Annotated in this window: 11 protein-coding genes and 1 pseudogene; 7 read left to right on the top strand and 5 right to left on the bottom strand. The window is 73.2% G+C overall.

Going from position 1 to position 15,647, the window contains the following annotated elements:
* Window positions 1-15 precede the first annotated feature (15 nt).
* On the bottom strand, window positions 16-2,796 hold the full coding sequence (locus ACIP79_RS25070) for a hypothetical protein (protein ID WP_401226814.1): 2,781 nt from the start codon (window positions 2,794-2,796) through the stop codon (window positions 16-18).
* Window positions 2,797-3,104: 308 nt separating this feature from the next.
* Between ACIP79_RS25070 and ACIP79_RS25065 the strand changes: the two genes are divergently transcribed.
* The 5 genes from ACIP79_RS25065 to ACIP79_RS25045 all read left to right on the top strand — a co-directional run bounded on the left by ACIP79_RS25065 (window position 3,105) and on the right by ACIP79_RS25045 (window position 5,833).
* Window positions 3,105-3,446 carry a sortase-dependent protein gene (locus ACIP79_RS25065; RefSeq protein WP_401226812.1) on the top strand — a complete coding sequence of 114 codons (342 nt, stop codon included), beginning with the start codon at window positions 3,105-3,107 and terminating at the stop codon, window positions 3,444-3,446.
* The gene (locus tag ACIP79_RS25060; protein ID WP_401226811.1) at window positions 3,443-4,096 is read left to right on the top strand and encodes a class F sortase; all 654 of its coding nucleotides are present in this window, start codon (window positions 3,443-3,445) and stop codon (window positions 4,094-4,096) included. Before ACIP79_RS25065 ends, ACIP79_RS25060 begins: the two co-directional genes overlap by 4 nt.
* A gap of 152 nt (window positions 4,097-4,248) precedes the next feature.
* Window positions 4,249-4,740 carry an RNA polymerase sigma factor gene (locus ACIP79_RS25055; RefSeq protein WP_383682760.1) on the top strand — a complete coding sequence of 164 codons (492 nt, stop codon included), beginning with the start codon at window positions 4,249-4,251 and terminating at the stop codon, window positions 4,738-4,740.
* Window positions 4,724-5,248: a hypothetical protein gene (locus tag ACIP79_RS25050; RefSeq protein ID WP_401226810.1), complete on the top strand. Its 525-nt coding sequence runs from the start codon at window positions 4,724-4,726 to the stop codon at window positions 5,246-5,248. Before ACIP79_RS25055 ends, ACIP79_RS25050 begins: the two co-directional genes overlap by 17 nt.
* A 57-nt stretch (window positions 5,249-5,305) precedes the next feature.
* Window positions 5,306-5,833, top strand: coding sequence for a hypothetical protein (locus ACIP79_RS25045; RefSeq protein WP_401226808.1), 528 nt, complete (start codon window positions 5,306-5,308; stop codon window positions 5,831-5,833).
* A 93-nt stretch (window positions 5,834-5,926) separates the two neighbouring features.
* Here ACIP79_RS25045 and ACIP79_RS25040 read toward each other — a convergent pair whose 3' ends face one another.
* Window positions 5,927-7,090, bottom strand: coding sequence for a serine hydrolase domain-containing protein (locus ACIP79_RS25040; RefSeq protein ID WP_401226807.1), 1,164 nt, complete (start codon window positions 7,088-7,090; stop codon window positions 5,927-5,929).
* Between the two features lie 545 nt (window positions 7,091-7,635).
* Between ACIP79_RS25040 and ACIP79_RS25035 the strand changes: the two genes are divergently transcribed.
* Entirely contained in the window at window positions 7,636-10,770 is a 3,135-nt protein-coding gene (locus tag ACIP79_RS25035; protein WP_401226806.1) for an AfsR/SARP family transcriptional regulator, read from the top strand.
* 123 nt (window positions 10,771-10,893) lie between these two features.
* Here ACIP79_RS25035 and ACIP79_RS25030 read toward each other — a convergent pair whose 3' ends face one another.
* Together ACIP79_RS25030 and ACIP79_RS25025 are read right to left on the bottom strand one after the other, a co-directional pair.
* The gene (locus ACIP79_RS25030; protein WP_401226804.1) at window positions 10,894-11,577 is read right to left on the bottom strand and encodes a glycerophosphodiester phosphodiesterase; all 684 of its coding nucleotides are present in this window, start codon (window positions 11,575-11,577) and stop codon (window positions 10,894-10,896) included.
* 21 nt (window positions 11,578-11,598) lie between these two features.
* A pseudogene (locus tag ACIP79_RS25025) lies at window positions 11,599-12,716 on the bottom strand (adenosine deaminase).
* 1,440 nt (window positions 12,717-14,156) lie between these two features.
* On the opposite strand from ACIP79_RS25025, the gene ACIP79_RS25020 reads away from it, so the two are divergent.
* Window positions 14,157-14,813 carry a DUF4190 domain-containing protein gene (locus tag ACIP79_RS25020; protein WP_401226802.1) on the top strand — a complete coding sequence of 219 codons (657 nt, stop codon included), beginning with the start codon at window positions 14,157-14,159 and terminating at the stop codon, window positions 14,811-14,813.
* 152 nt (window positions 14,814-14,965) lie between these two features.
* On the opposite strand, the gene ACIP79_RS25015 is transcribed toward ACIP79_RS25020, so the two are convergent.
* The gene (locus ACIP79_RS25015; protein WP_401226800.1) at window positions 14,966-15,526 is read right to left on the bottom strand and encodes an NADAR family protein; all 561 of its coding nucleotides are present in this window, start codon (window positions 15,524-15,526) and stop codon (window positions 14,966-14,968) included.
* Window positions 15,527-15,647: the final 121 nt, after the last annotated feature.

Here is a 15,647-nt window from a genome sequence, read left to right as displayed (position 1 = left end):
GCGGTGCGGTGCCGGCTACGGCGCGTCGACCACCGTGCCCGTCAGTGGCGGGTGACCGGGAAGCGGCTCGGCGTCGTAGTCGGTCAGGCCGACGCTCACCGACTCGGCCGGCTCGGCCACCTGGTCCCGCACCGTCGGCACGGTGAACTCGGTCGCGGTGGTCCCGGCGGCGATCGTCTCCCACGCCCACAGGCCCGTTCCGGAGAGCGGGCGCTCCGGATCGGGGGTCGCGCCGGTGTAGTCGAGCAGCCATTGCGGGTCGATGTCCTTGGTGGACAGTTCGGCGCCCTCGGTGACAGGGAACACCCGGACCGGCTGGTAGAGGTCCACGTCGACGGGCTCGGGGATCGAGATCCGCCAGGTCAGCGCGTCTCCCTCGACTCCCCTGTCCTTGACCGGAGTCAGGCTGATCACGGGCTCGGGATCGTCGTTCACCGCTGTGACCCCGCCGCGGTAGGAGCCGATGACGGCGCCGCGCACCGCCTTGGCGACGAGGTCGTACTGCTCGTCGTAGCCGAAGCGCGTGTCGCCCTCCACCTCCACGGGTACGTCGAGGGGCGTGCTGCCGGGCCGTACCGTGACCAGCTTGTCCGTGGCCTCGCCGGTCTCGGGGTCCAGGACGGAGAAGCGGACCTTGCCGCTGCCGTGCCCGGAGACCTGGACCGGGATGTGGTAGGTCCGGGTGCCCGAGTCGCCCTCCTGGACCGAGAGCCGGCCGATGTCGACGCGCGGCAGGTCGGCCGCGCGCACCGCCGGGGTACCGGGGGCCCAGCCCCAGGCGTCCATCAGCCATGCCTGTCCGGAGCCCGAACGCGGCGTCAATTCGAGGGACTTGACGTGCTTGAGATCGAGTCCGGCGCGGGTGGCCGCGGTCAGCGGGACACGCAGTTCGCGCGCCCAGTAGGAGGCGGTGCGCACCGAGCCCGGAAGTCCGTCGACCCGGATCCGGCCGAGTCCGGCCCGGCGGCCCGCGGAGTCGGTGACGGCCACGTCCAGTTCGGTGCCGGTCGTGTTCGGCGGCACGAACACCCGCAGGGCCAGGCTCCTGGTGCCCGAGAGCGAGACCGGCGTGGCGGGGCGGACCCGGGCCGCCGTGCCCGGCGCCGACCACTTCAGCGCGACCGCGTTCCGGCCGGCCTCCTTCTCCGTCTGCCACCACGCGAAGTGCGGCGACGAACCCTCGGTCTCCGGGTCCAGGCAGGCCACGGCCGGGTCGGGGTCGATCGCCGAGCACAGCCTGCCGCCGCCGGTCACCTCGACCGGGGTGTCGGGCAGGAAACCGCCGGTGCGGCGGGCACCGACCGCGTGGGTGAGCACCCGCGCCGGGTCGGCGGAGGGCGCCCGCCGGCCGGAGCCGTCGAGCAGCGGACGCGCCCGGTCGTCACCGGCGACGTACAGCCGGGCCGCCGCGGCGATGTAGGTGGCGCCCGCCCGGTGCTGCTGGTCGGCGGTCAGCCGGGTGCCGCTGCCGGGGGAGCACACCGGGTCGGGCTCCTCGTCCGGGAACTCCCAGAAGTCGTCGAACGACGGCGCCTGCGACTGGCCCGGCGTCCACTCGGAGTTGAAGTAGTTGTGGTTGGCGCCGACGACGTAGACGGCACTGTGCAGGGCGGCGCCCCGGCTGACGCCGCGCGTCCCGTCGACGTACACCTCACCCTGGAGGTCGGAGACGTCGCCGTCGCAGCCCGGGAGGATCGTCGTGGAGGGCACGTCGGCGACCGGATTGTGGCCGAAGATCGTCGGTCCGATGAGGACGGTCCCGCGGATCTTCCAGCGCACCGGCCCCCGATAGCCGTCCTGCGCGGCGGGCGCCGGGTAGAGGCTGTCCAGGGCCGCCCGGTTGACGCCCTCGCCGCCGCGCGAGTGGCCGACCAGCAGGACACGGGAGAGGTCGGCCGCGCCCGCGCCCGGCACGGCCGCCGGGGCGGTGCCCGGACGGGCGGACCAGCCGGCCCACTTGGCGAGGTGCTGCCGCACCAGCGAGGAGCGCGCCTGCGCGCCGCCGTCCTCGGCCTCCCAGTCCTGGCCGTTGATGCCGTTCGCGGAGATCGACACCGTCACGTAGCCCTGCGAGGCCAGCAGTTCCTGGTCCTTCAGATAGCCCTGGTGGCTCGGGATCGGCTGGGTGCCGGCCGAGCAGGGCCACTCCAGGGTCACGTCGTCCTCGGTGCCGCCCGGCTTGTAGCAGGTGGTGTGGCGGCCGTGCAGGAACAGGGCGAGGGGCCGTTTGCCGGTTGCGCCCTTCGGGGCGACGACGACGGCCCGCATCTCGACCGGCTCGGCGAAGCCGGGCAGTTTCACCGGGTCGAGGTCGTACTCGCCGCCGACCGTGCCGTACGAGCCCGGCCTGCCGGGGTCCACGGAGTGTGCCGGGAGTTGGGCCGGGGGGCGGCCGGCCGCGGGGGAACTCCGCCGCGCCTTGCTCCCGTTGTCGGCGCCCGCGTCCAACCGGCGTCCACTCGCCAGGACTTGGAGGTCGTCGAACGAGGTCGCGCGGTTGACGGCCAGGCGGAACGTGCGGCCGTCCTCGGCCCGTTCCGGTACGCCGAGCAGCCGGCCGTCCGCGTGGAACTCGATACGGGCGTCACCCACCGGCACGGCCCGGTCCGAGCGCCAGACCAGCTCACGCGCGACACCCTCCCCGGTGACGCGCCAGCCCGGTGGCAGCGCGCTATCCGCGTCCGCAGTCAACTGTGTCGCCCGGGGCGGCTGTTGGGCCTGCACCAGGCCCGGTGAACCCGCCAGGGCCGCCAGTACGGCCACGGCGGTGACGCCTATTCGCCGGGTTCGGTTCAAGGGTCCCTCCTCACACTTCGAGCACGGGCGTCCCAGCGGTACCGGGAGCCCCTCACGCCTCGGAGGAAGCGAAAGGGGAGCTGTGGGTTGCCTGTGTCCGGGGGAGGGGGGCCGCGGGGGGCGGGAACCGGTCACGGGGGGAGTCGTGTTGGTCTCGGCGTCACGGGCGGGGAGTCGTGACGAGTGGCCGCTCCGACGCCTTTGCCATCTCTTTGCAACGCGGGTCCATTCCGCCTCGTCTCTCCTCCCGATCCGTAACGCGGCCCGTCGGCAAGACGGCGGGCCGGCCGAAGAGAAGAGAGCGACTCATGCGCCGAACTGTCCTCAGCGCCATGGCACTCGCGTGCACCGCCGTACTGGCGAGCACGGTGCCCGCGTTCGCCGACGGGGCGACCCCGAGCCCGGTCCCCACCACCCGCCCGGCAGAGAGCGCGGCCCCGTCGAGGGCGGCGACACCCGCGCCGACGAGGGCGCCGCGCACCGGCGAGGTGTCCGCCGTGCCGGAGGGGGCGCCCGACACCGGTGCGGCGCCGGTGTCGGAGTCGTCCGGCAGCGACGGCACGCTGATCGGCGGAGGCGCCGCCGCGATGTTCGCCGGTGCGGGCGCGGCCGTCTACCTCGTACGGCGCCGCCGGGCGACCGGAGTATGACCTCGCTCTCCAGGCGCGCGTTCACCACGGCGGCGGTGGCGTCCCTGCTCGCGGGCTGCGGAGCCGGTCAACAGGCCGACGACGGGCCCGCGACCGCACGCACGGGCGCGGCCACGGGCGGGACCACGGGCTCGGAAACGGGTACCGGAGCGACCGCGGGTACGGCACCTTCCACGAAGGCGTCGCCGCCCCTGGGGCGTTCGGTCCCGGTCCGGCTGCGGATCCCGGCCATCGAGGTCGACACCCCGGTCATGCGACTGGGGCTGGCCGCGGACGGCACCGTGCAGGTCCCGCCGATCGCGCCGCACGACCAGGCGGGCTGGTACCGGCACTCGCCGACGCCGGGCCAGACCGGCCCTTCGGTGATCCTCGGCCATGTCACCGTCGGCGAATACGGTGACGGGGTCTTCCGCCACCTCGCCGGACTGCACCGGGGCGACCGGATCGTGGCGCGCCTGGAGAACGGCACGGAGGCGGTGTTCGACGTCACCTCCGTACGGACGGTCGCCAAGGCGGACTTCCCGACGGACGACGTCTACGGTGACGTGGGCCGTCCGGAGCTGCGGCTCATCACCTGCGGCGGGACCCTCACCGACGACGGGTACCTCGACAACGTGATCGTCTTCGCCGCGCTGAGTACACCGACCTAGCCGATTCATCGAGTTACCCGAGCTACCCGAGCTACCCGAGTTCGCGGATCCCGGGCCGTCGGACATACGAGGCCGACGTACGAAGCCCACGCCGGCGGCCCGGGATCCGCCCGGGATCCCCCACGAGTGCGTCACGACGACCATGGAGAGCGTTGAAACGGTCCCGCGAGAAGGCAGCGTCCGAGCTGTTCGCCGCCCTCTACCCGCGCCTCGCCGGCTGGTGCCGCCGTCTCGTCGACGACGACGAGACGGCGCACGAGATCGCCTCCGAGGCGTTCACCCGGCTCTGGGCGCGCTGGACGTCGGTGGAGGAGCCGCGCGGTTTCCTCTACGTCACCGCCGCCAACCTCGTCCGGGACCACTGGCGCAAGACCGAACGCGAACGCAGAGCCATGCACCGTGCCACCGCCGAGGCCGCCGTCCGCCCGCAGCCCGAGCAGGCCGACCCCTCGGTACGCCTGCTCGTGCAGTCCCTGCCTGAACGGCTTCGCGTGCCGATCCTGCTGCATTACTACGCTGACATGCCGATCCGGGAGGTTTCCGTGCTGACCGGGCGTAAGGAAGGAACCGTCAAGGCCGACCTCCACGCGGCCCGAGAACTGCTGCGCGCCCACCTGAGGAGAAGCCTTGATCACACACTCTGACCACGGTCCGGACTCCGACCCCGACGACCCGCTCGCCGTCATCCTGCGGCCCTCCTCCGAGTACCTCGGCCCGCCTCCCGGCCGGTACGAGGCGATCCGCCGCGGCGCGGCCCGCCGCAGGCTGCTCCGCGCCGCGGCGGGGGTGGGCCTGTCGTGCGCGGTCGCCGCGATCATCACGCTGCCCGTCGTGCTGGCGACACCGGGCGCGCCCGTGTCCCCGACGGTGCCCCTCGCGCCGCCGTCCGCGAGCAGTCCGCGCCCCCTGAGCAGCCCTCCGGCCACGCCCGAACCCTCGCCCACGGACGATCGCACCGAGGCGCCCACTCCGTCGGAGACGTCCGGGCCCCGGGAATCCCAGCCCGCCACGAGTCCCCGGACGAGCGGTTCGCGCACCCCGACGACGGCGGATGTCCCGGCCGCGCCGACGACCTCGCCGACCAGGTCCTCCGTGCGGGCGTCGGCGGAACCGAGCGTCGGCGAGGCCGTCCGCCCCGCCTCTGAGGAGTGACGAGCCACACTCGGGGCCACTTTTGAACGTGTTCAACTGTGGGCGTACGCTGCTGTCATGAGCGACAGACCCGCCCTTCTGAGGGGCATCCGCGCCTGGTTGGCCTTCTTCGTCGTCTGCCTGGTCCTCAGCGGGGCCACGGCCTTTCCCCTGGTGCACGAACTGCGCTGGACCGAGGACGCGTTGAGGGCGCTGTCCGTGCCCGAACACCTTCCCGGGCTGATGGAGTGGATCGAGCGGGTACGCCGAGGGCTCGACGCCACCGATGCGGAGTACCCCTTCCTGCTGTACGGCACGGACTGGCTGGCCTTCGCCCATCTGGCCATCGCCGTCGCCTTCTACGGGCCCTACCGCGACCCCGTCCGCAATATCTGGGTCATCGAGTTCGGCATGATCGCCTGCGCCGGGATCATCCCGCTCGCGCTGATCTGCGGGCCGATCCGCGGAATTCCCTTCTGGTGGACGGTCATCGACATGTCGTTCGGGATCCTCGGGGTGCTCCCGCTGTACGCCGTCCGCCGGAAGATCAAGCGGTTGGAGGCGCTCACCCTCGCGCCTGTGACGACGTCCGCCGTCACCGCGTGAACGCCGGTGGCTGTCACCGGGCGGACGACCGTGACCGGCCGGCCGCCGCCGTCACCAGCCGAACGACCGTGACCGGCCTACCGCCCGCCGCCGTCACCAGCCGAACGCCGCTCGTACGACGCGCTCGGCGACCGGGTTCATGCCCTGCCCCTTGGCGTCGGTCGCGTTGACGGAGTAGACGAGGGTCCGGGACAGGTCGCGGGTGCCGCCGAGGAACGTGTTGTAACCCCAGCGGCCCCCCGTCTTCAGCCACAACACCGTGCCGTCGTCGGTGACATACCGCTGGAGACCCGCGCTCATCGTGGCCCCGGGGACACCGGCCGGGACCGTGAACATCTCCTCCAACTGCCTCCGCGGCACGACCTGTCCACGGAAGAGGCCCTTCAGGAGCCGCTCCAGATCCGCCGTCGTGGAGATCATGTCGCCCGCCGCCCAGCTCTCCGAGGCGCCCCAGACGGTGACATCACGCAACTCGGTCGTACCGTCGGCGCGCGCGACGCTCTGGTAACCGTGGTTGTGCGGCCCGGCGATGCGGGGGTCCGCGCCGGGGAAGTGCGTGTGCCGCATCCCCAGCGGGACGAGGATCCGGCGTGCCGCCTCCCGCTCGTACGAGTGGCCGGTGAGCCGCTCGACCAGCAGCCCGAGCACGGTGTAGTTGATGTTGAGGTAGTGCTGCCGGGTGCCCGGCTCGAACTCCCGCTCCTTCGCGGTGGCCGAGGCGAGCATCTGCCGCGGGGTGTGGAGGTCGAAGCGGTGCGCGTACCACTCCTCGAAGGTGTCACCGGGGAGGTCGGCCGCCGGGATGCCACTGGTGTGGTTCAGCAACTGCCTTACGGTGACCTGTCCGTACGTCTCCGGGATCAGCTCCGGAAGATAGTCCCGGACGGGGCGGCCGAGGTCGGCCCTGCCCTCCGCCGCCAGCTGGAGCACGAGCGCCGCCGTGACCACCTTCGTCGTCGACCCCGCCCGGAACAACGCGTCCGGGTCCGCCGCCCGGCCACTCGCGAGATCGTGCACACCGGAACTCCCGCGCCAGCTCCCGTCGGTGCCCCCGACCCGTACGAGCGCGGCCGTCGCGTCCGAGTCCGGCAGCCCGGCGATCGCCGCGGCCAGGGCGTCGGCGTCCGGGCCCGCGGTGGAACCGGCTGCGGGCTGGGCGGCCACGGACGAGGAGGCGACGGCGGGCACGGTCAGTGGACCCGCCGCAGAGGCCAGGGCGACGGCGGTGGCGACGGCGGTGAGGGTGCGTGTGCGCATGAGCGGCTCCTGATGAACGCGGGTGTCTGCGATCATCGTGCGGCGATGCGCGGGCCGGGGGATCCTCATCAGGGAGGGCCGGGACCCTGGTGCCGACCCTGACCAACTTCCTTACCGAGCAAGGGTGTTGTCAGGAATTTCCCCTAGTGGGGGAGCCGGGAGGGCGCGTCGCGCCGCCGCCCAGCCTCCGATCCGGCGCTGCTGACCCCCGTTCAGCGGCGACGGATCGGAGAGCGTGGACGGGCACGGCCAAGTACCGAACCGGCCGTCGTCGCGACCGACCGCCCCGGTGTGAAGGGGGTACGACCCACCGGGACGATCGAGCGACTGTTCTCAGCCTGCGAGAGGAACCTTGCGAAAACCTTGTCGCGCGCCGATGATCCAGCACGGTGGTTCCTGAGGCCCGCCCGAGGCCCGGGGCGGAGTCGTGATCGCGGAGCGTTCCGACGCGATCACCGTCGCGGCGACACCGGCTCCACAATTGTGAAATCCTGGGCGGGATCGGGGGGTTGAGGCAGGTGGAGCGGCCGATCGTGGGTGGGGACGTGGAGCTTCGATTACTGGGCCCGTTGGAACTGTGGGCCGGTGGTCGTTACATCGAGCTGGGGCAGCCCAGGCAGCGCGTGGTGCTGGCGGTCCTGGCGGCCAATTCCGGCCGGTTGCTGACCGTGGGCTCCCTGGTGGACCGGATCTGGGACGACACTCCCCCCGACTCCGCACGCTCGACGCTCTACTCCCATGTGAGCCGGATCCGGCGGGTCCTGGACGAGGCGACGCCCCGCGAGGGCGGCACGACGGGACATCCGCCGCTGGAACTGGTCCGAGCGTCGGGCGGCTACGTCCTGAAGGCGGCGGGCGGCAGCATCGACCTGCTGCGCTTCCGGGCGTTGGTGCTTCAGGCGCGCGGCCTGCGTCCCGACGACCCCGAGCGTGGCCGCCTCCTGCGCGACGCCCTGGACCTGTGGCGGGGCTCCCCGCTGGCCGACCTGCCGGGCGCCTGGGCCGAGCGGACCCGGACGGCCTGGCTGAACGAGCGCCTGGAAGCAGCCCTGTTGTGGGCGCGGGCCGAGTCGGCGGCGGGGAACACCTCGCAGGCGATCGGCCGGATGCGGTCCATGACCGACGAGTTCCCCCTGGCGGAACCCCTCGCCGCCCTGCTCATCAGGTCCCTGGCCCGAACGGGCCGAACGGCCGAGGCGCTCGACCACTACACCGAGGTACGCCGTCGGCTCGCCGACGAACTCGGCGCCGTCCCCGGCGAGGAGCTGCGCAGGGCGCACGACGAGACCCTGCGCGACCGTCCCACGGCCACCACCGGCGAACAGTCCGGCAGCACGCCGGGCGGTTCACGCACGCCGTCCGCCGGCCCCGCGCAACTGCCCGCCGACGTGCGGGTGTTCACGGGCCGCGAGTCCCAACTGGACGAACTCTCCCGGCACCTGCTCACCGTCAAGGACGAGGCCGACCCCACCACCACGGTCGTGGTCTCCGCCGTGTCCGGTACCGCCGGAGTCGGTAAGACGGCCCTGGCGGTCCACTGGGCGCACCGTATGCGCGAGCGGTTCCCGGACGGACAGCTCTACGCCGACCTCCGCGGCTACACCACGGACGAACCGGTGTCCCCCGCGGACGTCCTCACCGGCTTCCTCGTCGCCCTCGGCGTACCCGGCCCGGAGATCCCGCTGCGCCTGGACGACCGGTCCGCCCGCTACCGCACCGAGCTGAGCCGGCGCCGCATGCTCGTCGTGCTCGACAACTCCTCCTCCAGCGAGCAGATACGCCCGCTGCTGCCGGGGGCGCCCCTGTGCAGAACCGTGGTGACCAGCAGGGACACCCTGAGCTCGCTGGTCTCCCTGCACGGCGCGCACCGGCTCGTACTGGACGTGCTGCCGCCCAAGGACGCCGTACGACTGCTGTACCGGCTCATCGGCCCCCGGGCCGCGGCCGAACCGGAGGCGACGGCCGTCCTCGCCGAGCAGTGCGGACGGCTGCCCCTCGCCCTGCGCATCGCCGCGGAGCTGGCACTCTCCCGGCTCGCGTCCCCCCTGAGCGCCCTCACCGCCGAACTCGAGGACCGGCGGGGGAGGTTGGAGCTGCTGGACTCCGACGACGACCCGCGCGCGGCCGTGCGGGCCGTCTTCTCCTGGTCCTACGACCGGCTCCCCGCCGACGCCGCCACCACGTTCCGGCTGCTCGGACTGCACCCGGGACCCGACGTGGACGCGTACGCGGTGGCCGCCCTGTGCGGGCGGTCCGTCGCCGACACCCGGGAGACGCTGGACCTGCTCGCCCGCAGCCATCTGATCCAGCCCACCCGGCCCGGCCGCTACGGCATGCACGACCTGCTGCGGGTGTACGCGGCCTGGCAGGCCGAACGGCACGATGGCGCGAACGACCGCGAGGCCGCGCTCGACCGTCTGCTGACCCACTACCTGGCCGCGTCCTGCGCCGCGATGGACGTGCTGCTGCCTGCCGAGAGCCATCTGCGGCCGCGGATCCAGGCGCCCACGACCGAACTGCCGCCCTTCTCCACGGCGACCCATGCCCAGGAGTGGCTGGCGGCCGAGCACGGCGTGCTGACGGCCGTCACCGCGGCCGAGGCCGCGCGCGGGCGTGCGGAGTACGCCGTCGACATCGCCACCACCCTGCACCGCCACTTCGACAGCCGCGGCCTCTTCACCGACGCGCTCGTCGTGCACGGCAACGCGCTCCGTGCCGCTCGCGCCGCGGGTGACCAGCAGGGCGAGGCGGAGGTGCACACCTGCCTCGGGATGACCCACCGGCGGCTGGCGCGGTACGACGAGGCGGTCAGGCACCACACCGAGGCACTCGACCTCTGCCGCAGGATCGGGCTGCCGGTGACCGAGGCCCGCAACCTCACCAACCTCGGTGTCCTGCACGAACTGCGCGGAAGGTACCGCGAGGCCGCCCAGCGGCACGGCGAGGCGGTCGTCCTCTTCCGGAAGGTCGGCGACGTCGGCGGCGAGGCCGACGCCCTCAACAACCTCGGAATCGTGCACGAGTTGCTGGAGGACTACGACACCTCCGCCGTCCAGCACCGCCAGGCCCTCACCCTCTACCGTGCCACCGGCCACACCTTCGGCGAGGCCAGCGCCCTCGGCAACCTCGGCATCGTCCTGTCCCGGCTCGACCAACACGCCACGGCTGCCGACCACTTCGAGCAGGCACTCGCCCTGTTCCGGCGGCTCGGCCACCGCGGCGGCGAGGCACACGCCCTCAGCAACCTCGGCGACGCCCGCCACCGGCTGGGCCACCACGAGGAGGCGGCCACCCACCAGAGGGCGGCCCTCGCGCTGTTCCAGCGGACCGGCGAGCGCTACGGCGAGGCGGGCAGCCTCAACGGTCTCGGCGAGGCCCTGCACGGTTCGGGCCGACTGGACGAGGCCGCAGCGGCACACCGCTCCGGGCTCGCCCTGGCCACGGAGATCGAGGAGAAGGAGGAGCAGGCCCGCGCCCACATCGGTCTGGCCCGCATCCACCGGACCGGCACGGACCTGCCGAAGGCCCGCGCCCACTGGCAGGAGGCTCTGGCCCTCTACAGCGCCCTCGGTTCACCGCGAGCCACGGGGGTGAGCGAGGCGCTGGCGGCGCTGGACGCGGAGGACCCCTCGGGTGGCGTGGGTGGCACGGGTGGCACGGGTGGCGCGGACCTCCCCTGATCCCGGCTGACCCGGCTGACCCGGCTGACCCGGCCGACCCCGCTGGTCCTGACGATCGATGACCGCCGCCCCCGCGGTCACGGGTCACGGGCCACGGGGAGCCGCGCTCCCCGTCCCCCGTGGCTACACCCTGCGCAGCGCGCCCAACGCGTCGACGCGGTTCGTCGTGATCGAGTCGACGCCGACGTCGAGGAGCCGCCGCATGGAGCGCCGGGTGTCGGGTGTCCACACCGACAGCAAGTAGCCCTGGCGGTGGACCTGGGCGGCGAGGGCACGGTCGACCAGGCCGAAGCGGTAGTTGAGCCAGCGAGGGCGTACCGCGTCGAGAAGGGCCGGGCGCGGTGGCGCCAGCGTCGTCCAGGTCAGCGCGATCTCCGCGGCGGAGTCGGCGGCCCGCACGGCGAGCATGGCCCTGGCACCGGCGCAGTAGTACACGCGCTCCCGCGCTCCGCAGTCGCGGATGACACCGACGATCCGGCTCACGGACCCATCGTCGGGGGCGCCCGGCAGATCGACCATGATCCGGCCGTCCCCGGTCGCGGCGAGCGCGTCCGCCAGCGTCGGCACCCCGCCGTCCGTGAGCCCGCGCACCTCGTCCCAGGAGAGCGAGCGGAGCGGCCGGTCGTGCTCCCACAGCCGCTTCAGCGTCTCGTCGTGCAGGAGGACGGGGACGCCGTCACGGGTGAGTCGTACGTCGATCTCCACCGCGTCCGCGCCCAGTTCGAACGCGGAACGCAGCGAGTCGATCGTGTTCTCGCGGACGCGGTAGGGGTCGCCGCGATGGGCCACGGCAGTAACGGTGCGCATGGGCCCATTGTGATGTCTGGGTCAGGGTGCGAGCCAGGTCGAGGCGTACGTGTCGATCTCCTCGGCGAGCCTCGCCTTGCCCCGCGCGTCGAGGAAGGACGCCTCGACAGCGTTCTTCGCGAGGGCGGCGAGGCCGAGTTCGTCGAGTTCGAGGAGGCGGGCGGCGACGGCGTACTCGTTGTTGAGGTCGGTGCCGAACATCGGCGGGTCGTCGGAGTTGATGGTCACCAGGACTCCGGCCCGGGTGAACTCCTTGATGGGGTGCTCGTCGAGGGTGCGGACCGCGCGGGTCGCGATGTTCGAGGTGGGGCAGACCTCCAGGGCGACGCGGTGCTCGGCGAGATGCGCGAGCAGCTTCGGGTCCTGGGCGGAGGTGGTGCCGTGCCCGATGCGCTCGGCACGCAGGTCGTTCAGCGCGTCCCAGACGGTCTCCGGACCCGTCGTCTCCCCGGCGTGCGGCACGGAGTGCAGGCCGGCCGCGATCGCGCGGTCGAAGTACGGCTTGAACTGCGGTCGCGGTACGCCGATCTCGGGCCCGCCGAGCCCGAAGGAGACCAGCCCTTCGGGGCGCAGCCGGTCCTCGGTGGCCAGCCGTACCGTTTCCTCGGCGGCTTCGAGGCCCGCCTCTCCGGGAATGTCGAAGCACCAGCGCAGTACGACACCGAGCTCGGCCTCGGCCGCCTTGCGGGCGTCCTCGATCGCCTCCATGAAGGCGCGTTCGTCGATGCCACGGCGGGTGGAGGAGAACGGGGTGACGGTCAGCTCGGCGTAGCGGACCCGCTGGCGGGCCATGTCCCGCGCGACCTCGAACGTCAGCAGCCGTACGTCCTCCGGGGTGCGGATGAGGTCGACGACGGACAGGTACACCTCGATGAAGTGCCCGAAGTCCGTGAAGGTGAAGTAGTCCGCGAGGGCCTCGGGGTCGGTCGGCACCTTGGAGTCGGGGTGGCGGGCGGCCAGCGTGGAAACGATGCGCGGGGAGGCTGATCCGACGTGGTGCACGTGCAGTTCGGCCTTGGGCAGTCCGGCGATGAAGGCGTGCAGGTCGCGGGCGTCATCGCGTGGGGTGTGGTGGTCGGTCAAGGGTTCCTCCCCGGAACGGCGTCCCCGGAACGCGGTTGACGGGGGACGCGGGTGATCGGCTGATCGGTGGTTCAGGGATCATCGTAGGCGGCGGCCCGCGCGACACAGGCTCCGGCCGTAGCATGACGGAACGTACGACAAAGGGGGGCGCACGCATGTCCGACGACGCGCAGATGCCGGGGGCACCGCAGGACGCGGGCGCGTGGGTCGCCAGGGGAGAGACACCCTCGCAGCCGCCCCCCGACGCGACTCCCCCGGAGGACCGGCCACCGGCACCGACACCCGCACCGACACCGGCACCCGAGAACGCGCCTCCCGCCCAGGCGGCCGGGCCGGGCGAGCCGGCGGAGGCGATACGCGCGGGGGTGACGCCTACGGACGCGAGACCCGCCGACGTGGCGCCTGCGGATGCGGCGCCTGCCGACGTCACGCCCGCCGACGCGGCGCCTGCCGACGTGGCGTCTGCGGACGCGACGCCCGCGGATGTGACGTCCGCGGACGCGACGCCCGCCGATGCGAGCCCTGCGGATGCGGGACCTGTCGATGTCACGCCCGCCGGTGTGAGGCCCGCCGTAGTGGCGTCGGCGGATGTGTCTCCCGCTGACGCGGCGCCTGCGGATGTGACGCCTGCCGACGTTACGCCCGCCGGTGTGAGGCCCGCCGAAGTGGCGCCCTCCGACGTGGCGCCCGCGGACGTGTCTCCTGCCGAGGCGACCTCCGCGGATGCGACGCTTACGGGCGCGAGAGCCGCCGACGCGGCGCCTGCGGATGTGTCTCCTGCCGATGCGACGCCTGCGGACGTGCCGCCCGCGGATGCGGGACCTGTCGACGTGACGCCCGCCGGTGTGAGGCCCGCCGTAGTGGCGCCCTCCGACGTAGCGTCCGCGGACGTGTCTCCCGCCGAGGCGACGCCCGCGGATGCGACGCCAACGGACGCGAGACCCGCCGACGCGGCGCCTGCGGACGTGCCTCCCGCCGACGCGGCGCCTGCGGACGTGCCTCCCGCCGACGCGGCGCCTGCGGAGGTGCCTCCCGCCGATGCGACGCCTGCCGGCGTCACGCCCGCCGGTGCGACGCCCGCCAACGTGACCCCCGCCGACGCGACCCCGTCGCGCACGACACCCCCGGCCGACCACGCGCCGGCCTCCGTGTCCGGCGCCCCCGGGCCCCCCTCCGGCGAGTCCGTGGAGGTCAGCGCGCTTCGGTCGGAGTCGACGCCTTCCTGGGAGCAACCGGCGGGGTCCGCACCCGCTCCCACCGGGGCCGCGTCGGGCGAGCGCGCGGAGGTGTCCGGGCCGATACCGGAGCCGTCTCCCACGGTCGGCCACGGGCCAGGTTCCGCGCCCGAGGACGCACCCCCCGCGTCGAGGGTCCCGCTGGACAAACCCGCCGCCGCACCGCGCCCCGCGCCGGACCCCTGGGCGGCGCCGGCGGAGACCGCTCCCTCCCCGGCGAACGGTTTCTCCGGTGCTCCCGCGCACGATCAGCGGACGGCCATGCCAGTCCCGCCAGGCACGGGCGCCGCCAACCCCCCGACCTGGGGCAACCCCTTCGCACCCCCCGCCGACCGCATCCCCTACCCGCAGCCGCCCGCGGGCCACACGCCTTACCCCCAGTCGCCCGCGGGCCACCCGCCCTACCCCCAGCCGAACGCCGGGCACACGCCCTACCCGCAGCCGCCCGTCCACGGTCAGCCTGTCCCGCCGCCGCCCTTCGCTCCCGGGGGCCCCGGCCAGCAACCCCCGTACGGATACGGCTACCCGGGCTACCCGCAACAGCCCTTCCACCCCGGCGCCCCCGGTTACGGCGGCTGGTCGCTCATGCCCCCCGCGCCCAGCAACGGCATGGGCACCGCCGCCCTGATCCTCGGCATCGCCTCGGCGGTCGCGTTCTGCGTCTGGCCGCTGACCATCGTGATGGGCATCCTCGGTATCGTCTTCGGCGCGATCGGCCGTCGCAAGGCGAGCCGTGGCGAGGCGACGAACCCGGGCCAGGCGCTGGCCGGGATCATCTGCGGAGCGGTCGGCATTCTCCTGGGCATCGCCCTGGTCGTGCTGATCGTCGTCTTCGCGGACGACTCCGAGTCCGGAACCGACTCGGGCACGGACGGCGACGGCTTCTCCACGTCACTCGTCGTGGAGCAACTCCGCTAGCGAGCGAGCCGGACCTTCCGGCTCAGGCCCCGCGGAGACAAGGTTCCCGCGGAGACCAGACCCCGCGGGACCAGGCCCCCCCGCGGGACCCAGACAACGCGCCGCCCCGCCCCCGTCCCCCACCGTCACCCCGCCAGACCCCGACCCCCGTCCTAGGCCACCCCGCGGAGCCGCTCCCGGGCCTCCATCAAGGCGAACCCCAGAAGATTCGACCCCCGCCACCGCTGCGGATCCGCTGCGCGCTCGTCGTCCGCGGCCAGTCCGATGCCCCAGACCCGGTCCATCGGGCTGGCCTCGACGAGCACACGCTCGCCCGTGGCCAGCAGAAACGCCCGCAGTTCGGGCTGCGCGGCGAACTTGTGGACGCTGCCCTCGACCACGATCGCGAACCGCTCGCGCTCCCATGTGCCCTCGTCGAAGCCGCGTACGAGCCGCCCCGCCTTCTTGGCCAGCGCCGGGTTCGCCGCGTCCACAGCGCGCCGCTCGGCCTCCGCGTCCCCGAAGAGCCGCGCTTTGCGAGCCATCATCCAGTGCTCGGCCGTCGCGTACGCCACGCCGTCCACCGTGAACGGCGACGGCCACCACTGGCTGAGACAGCTCGCGCCGACCTGGCCGTCCTGCCGCTCCCGGTGTCCCCAGAAGTGCAGATACTTCACCCTCGCCCCGGACCGGACCTCGCTGACCAGCGCGTCCCGTGAATCGATCTTCCCCATGCACGCGAGTCTGGCATCCACCACTGACACTCCGTCCTGCCTTTTCCTCGCCGACTCGACACCTGGTCGACAGATTCCGTCGCGTAACCAAAAGGCAACAACGGAATCACTTGTTGGAGTC

The sequence above is a fragment of the Streptomyces sp. NPDC088747 genome (assembly GCF_044751025.1).
GTDB lineage: Bacteria > Actinomycetota > Actinomycetes > Streptomycetales > Streptomycetaceae > Streptomyces.
Note: the sequence above shows the minus strand (reverse complement) of the source record. Positions and strands in the feature narration are given on the sequence as shown.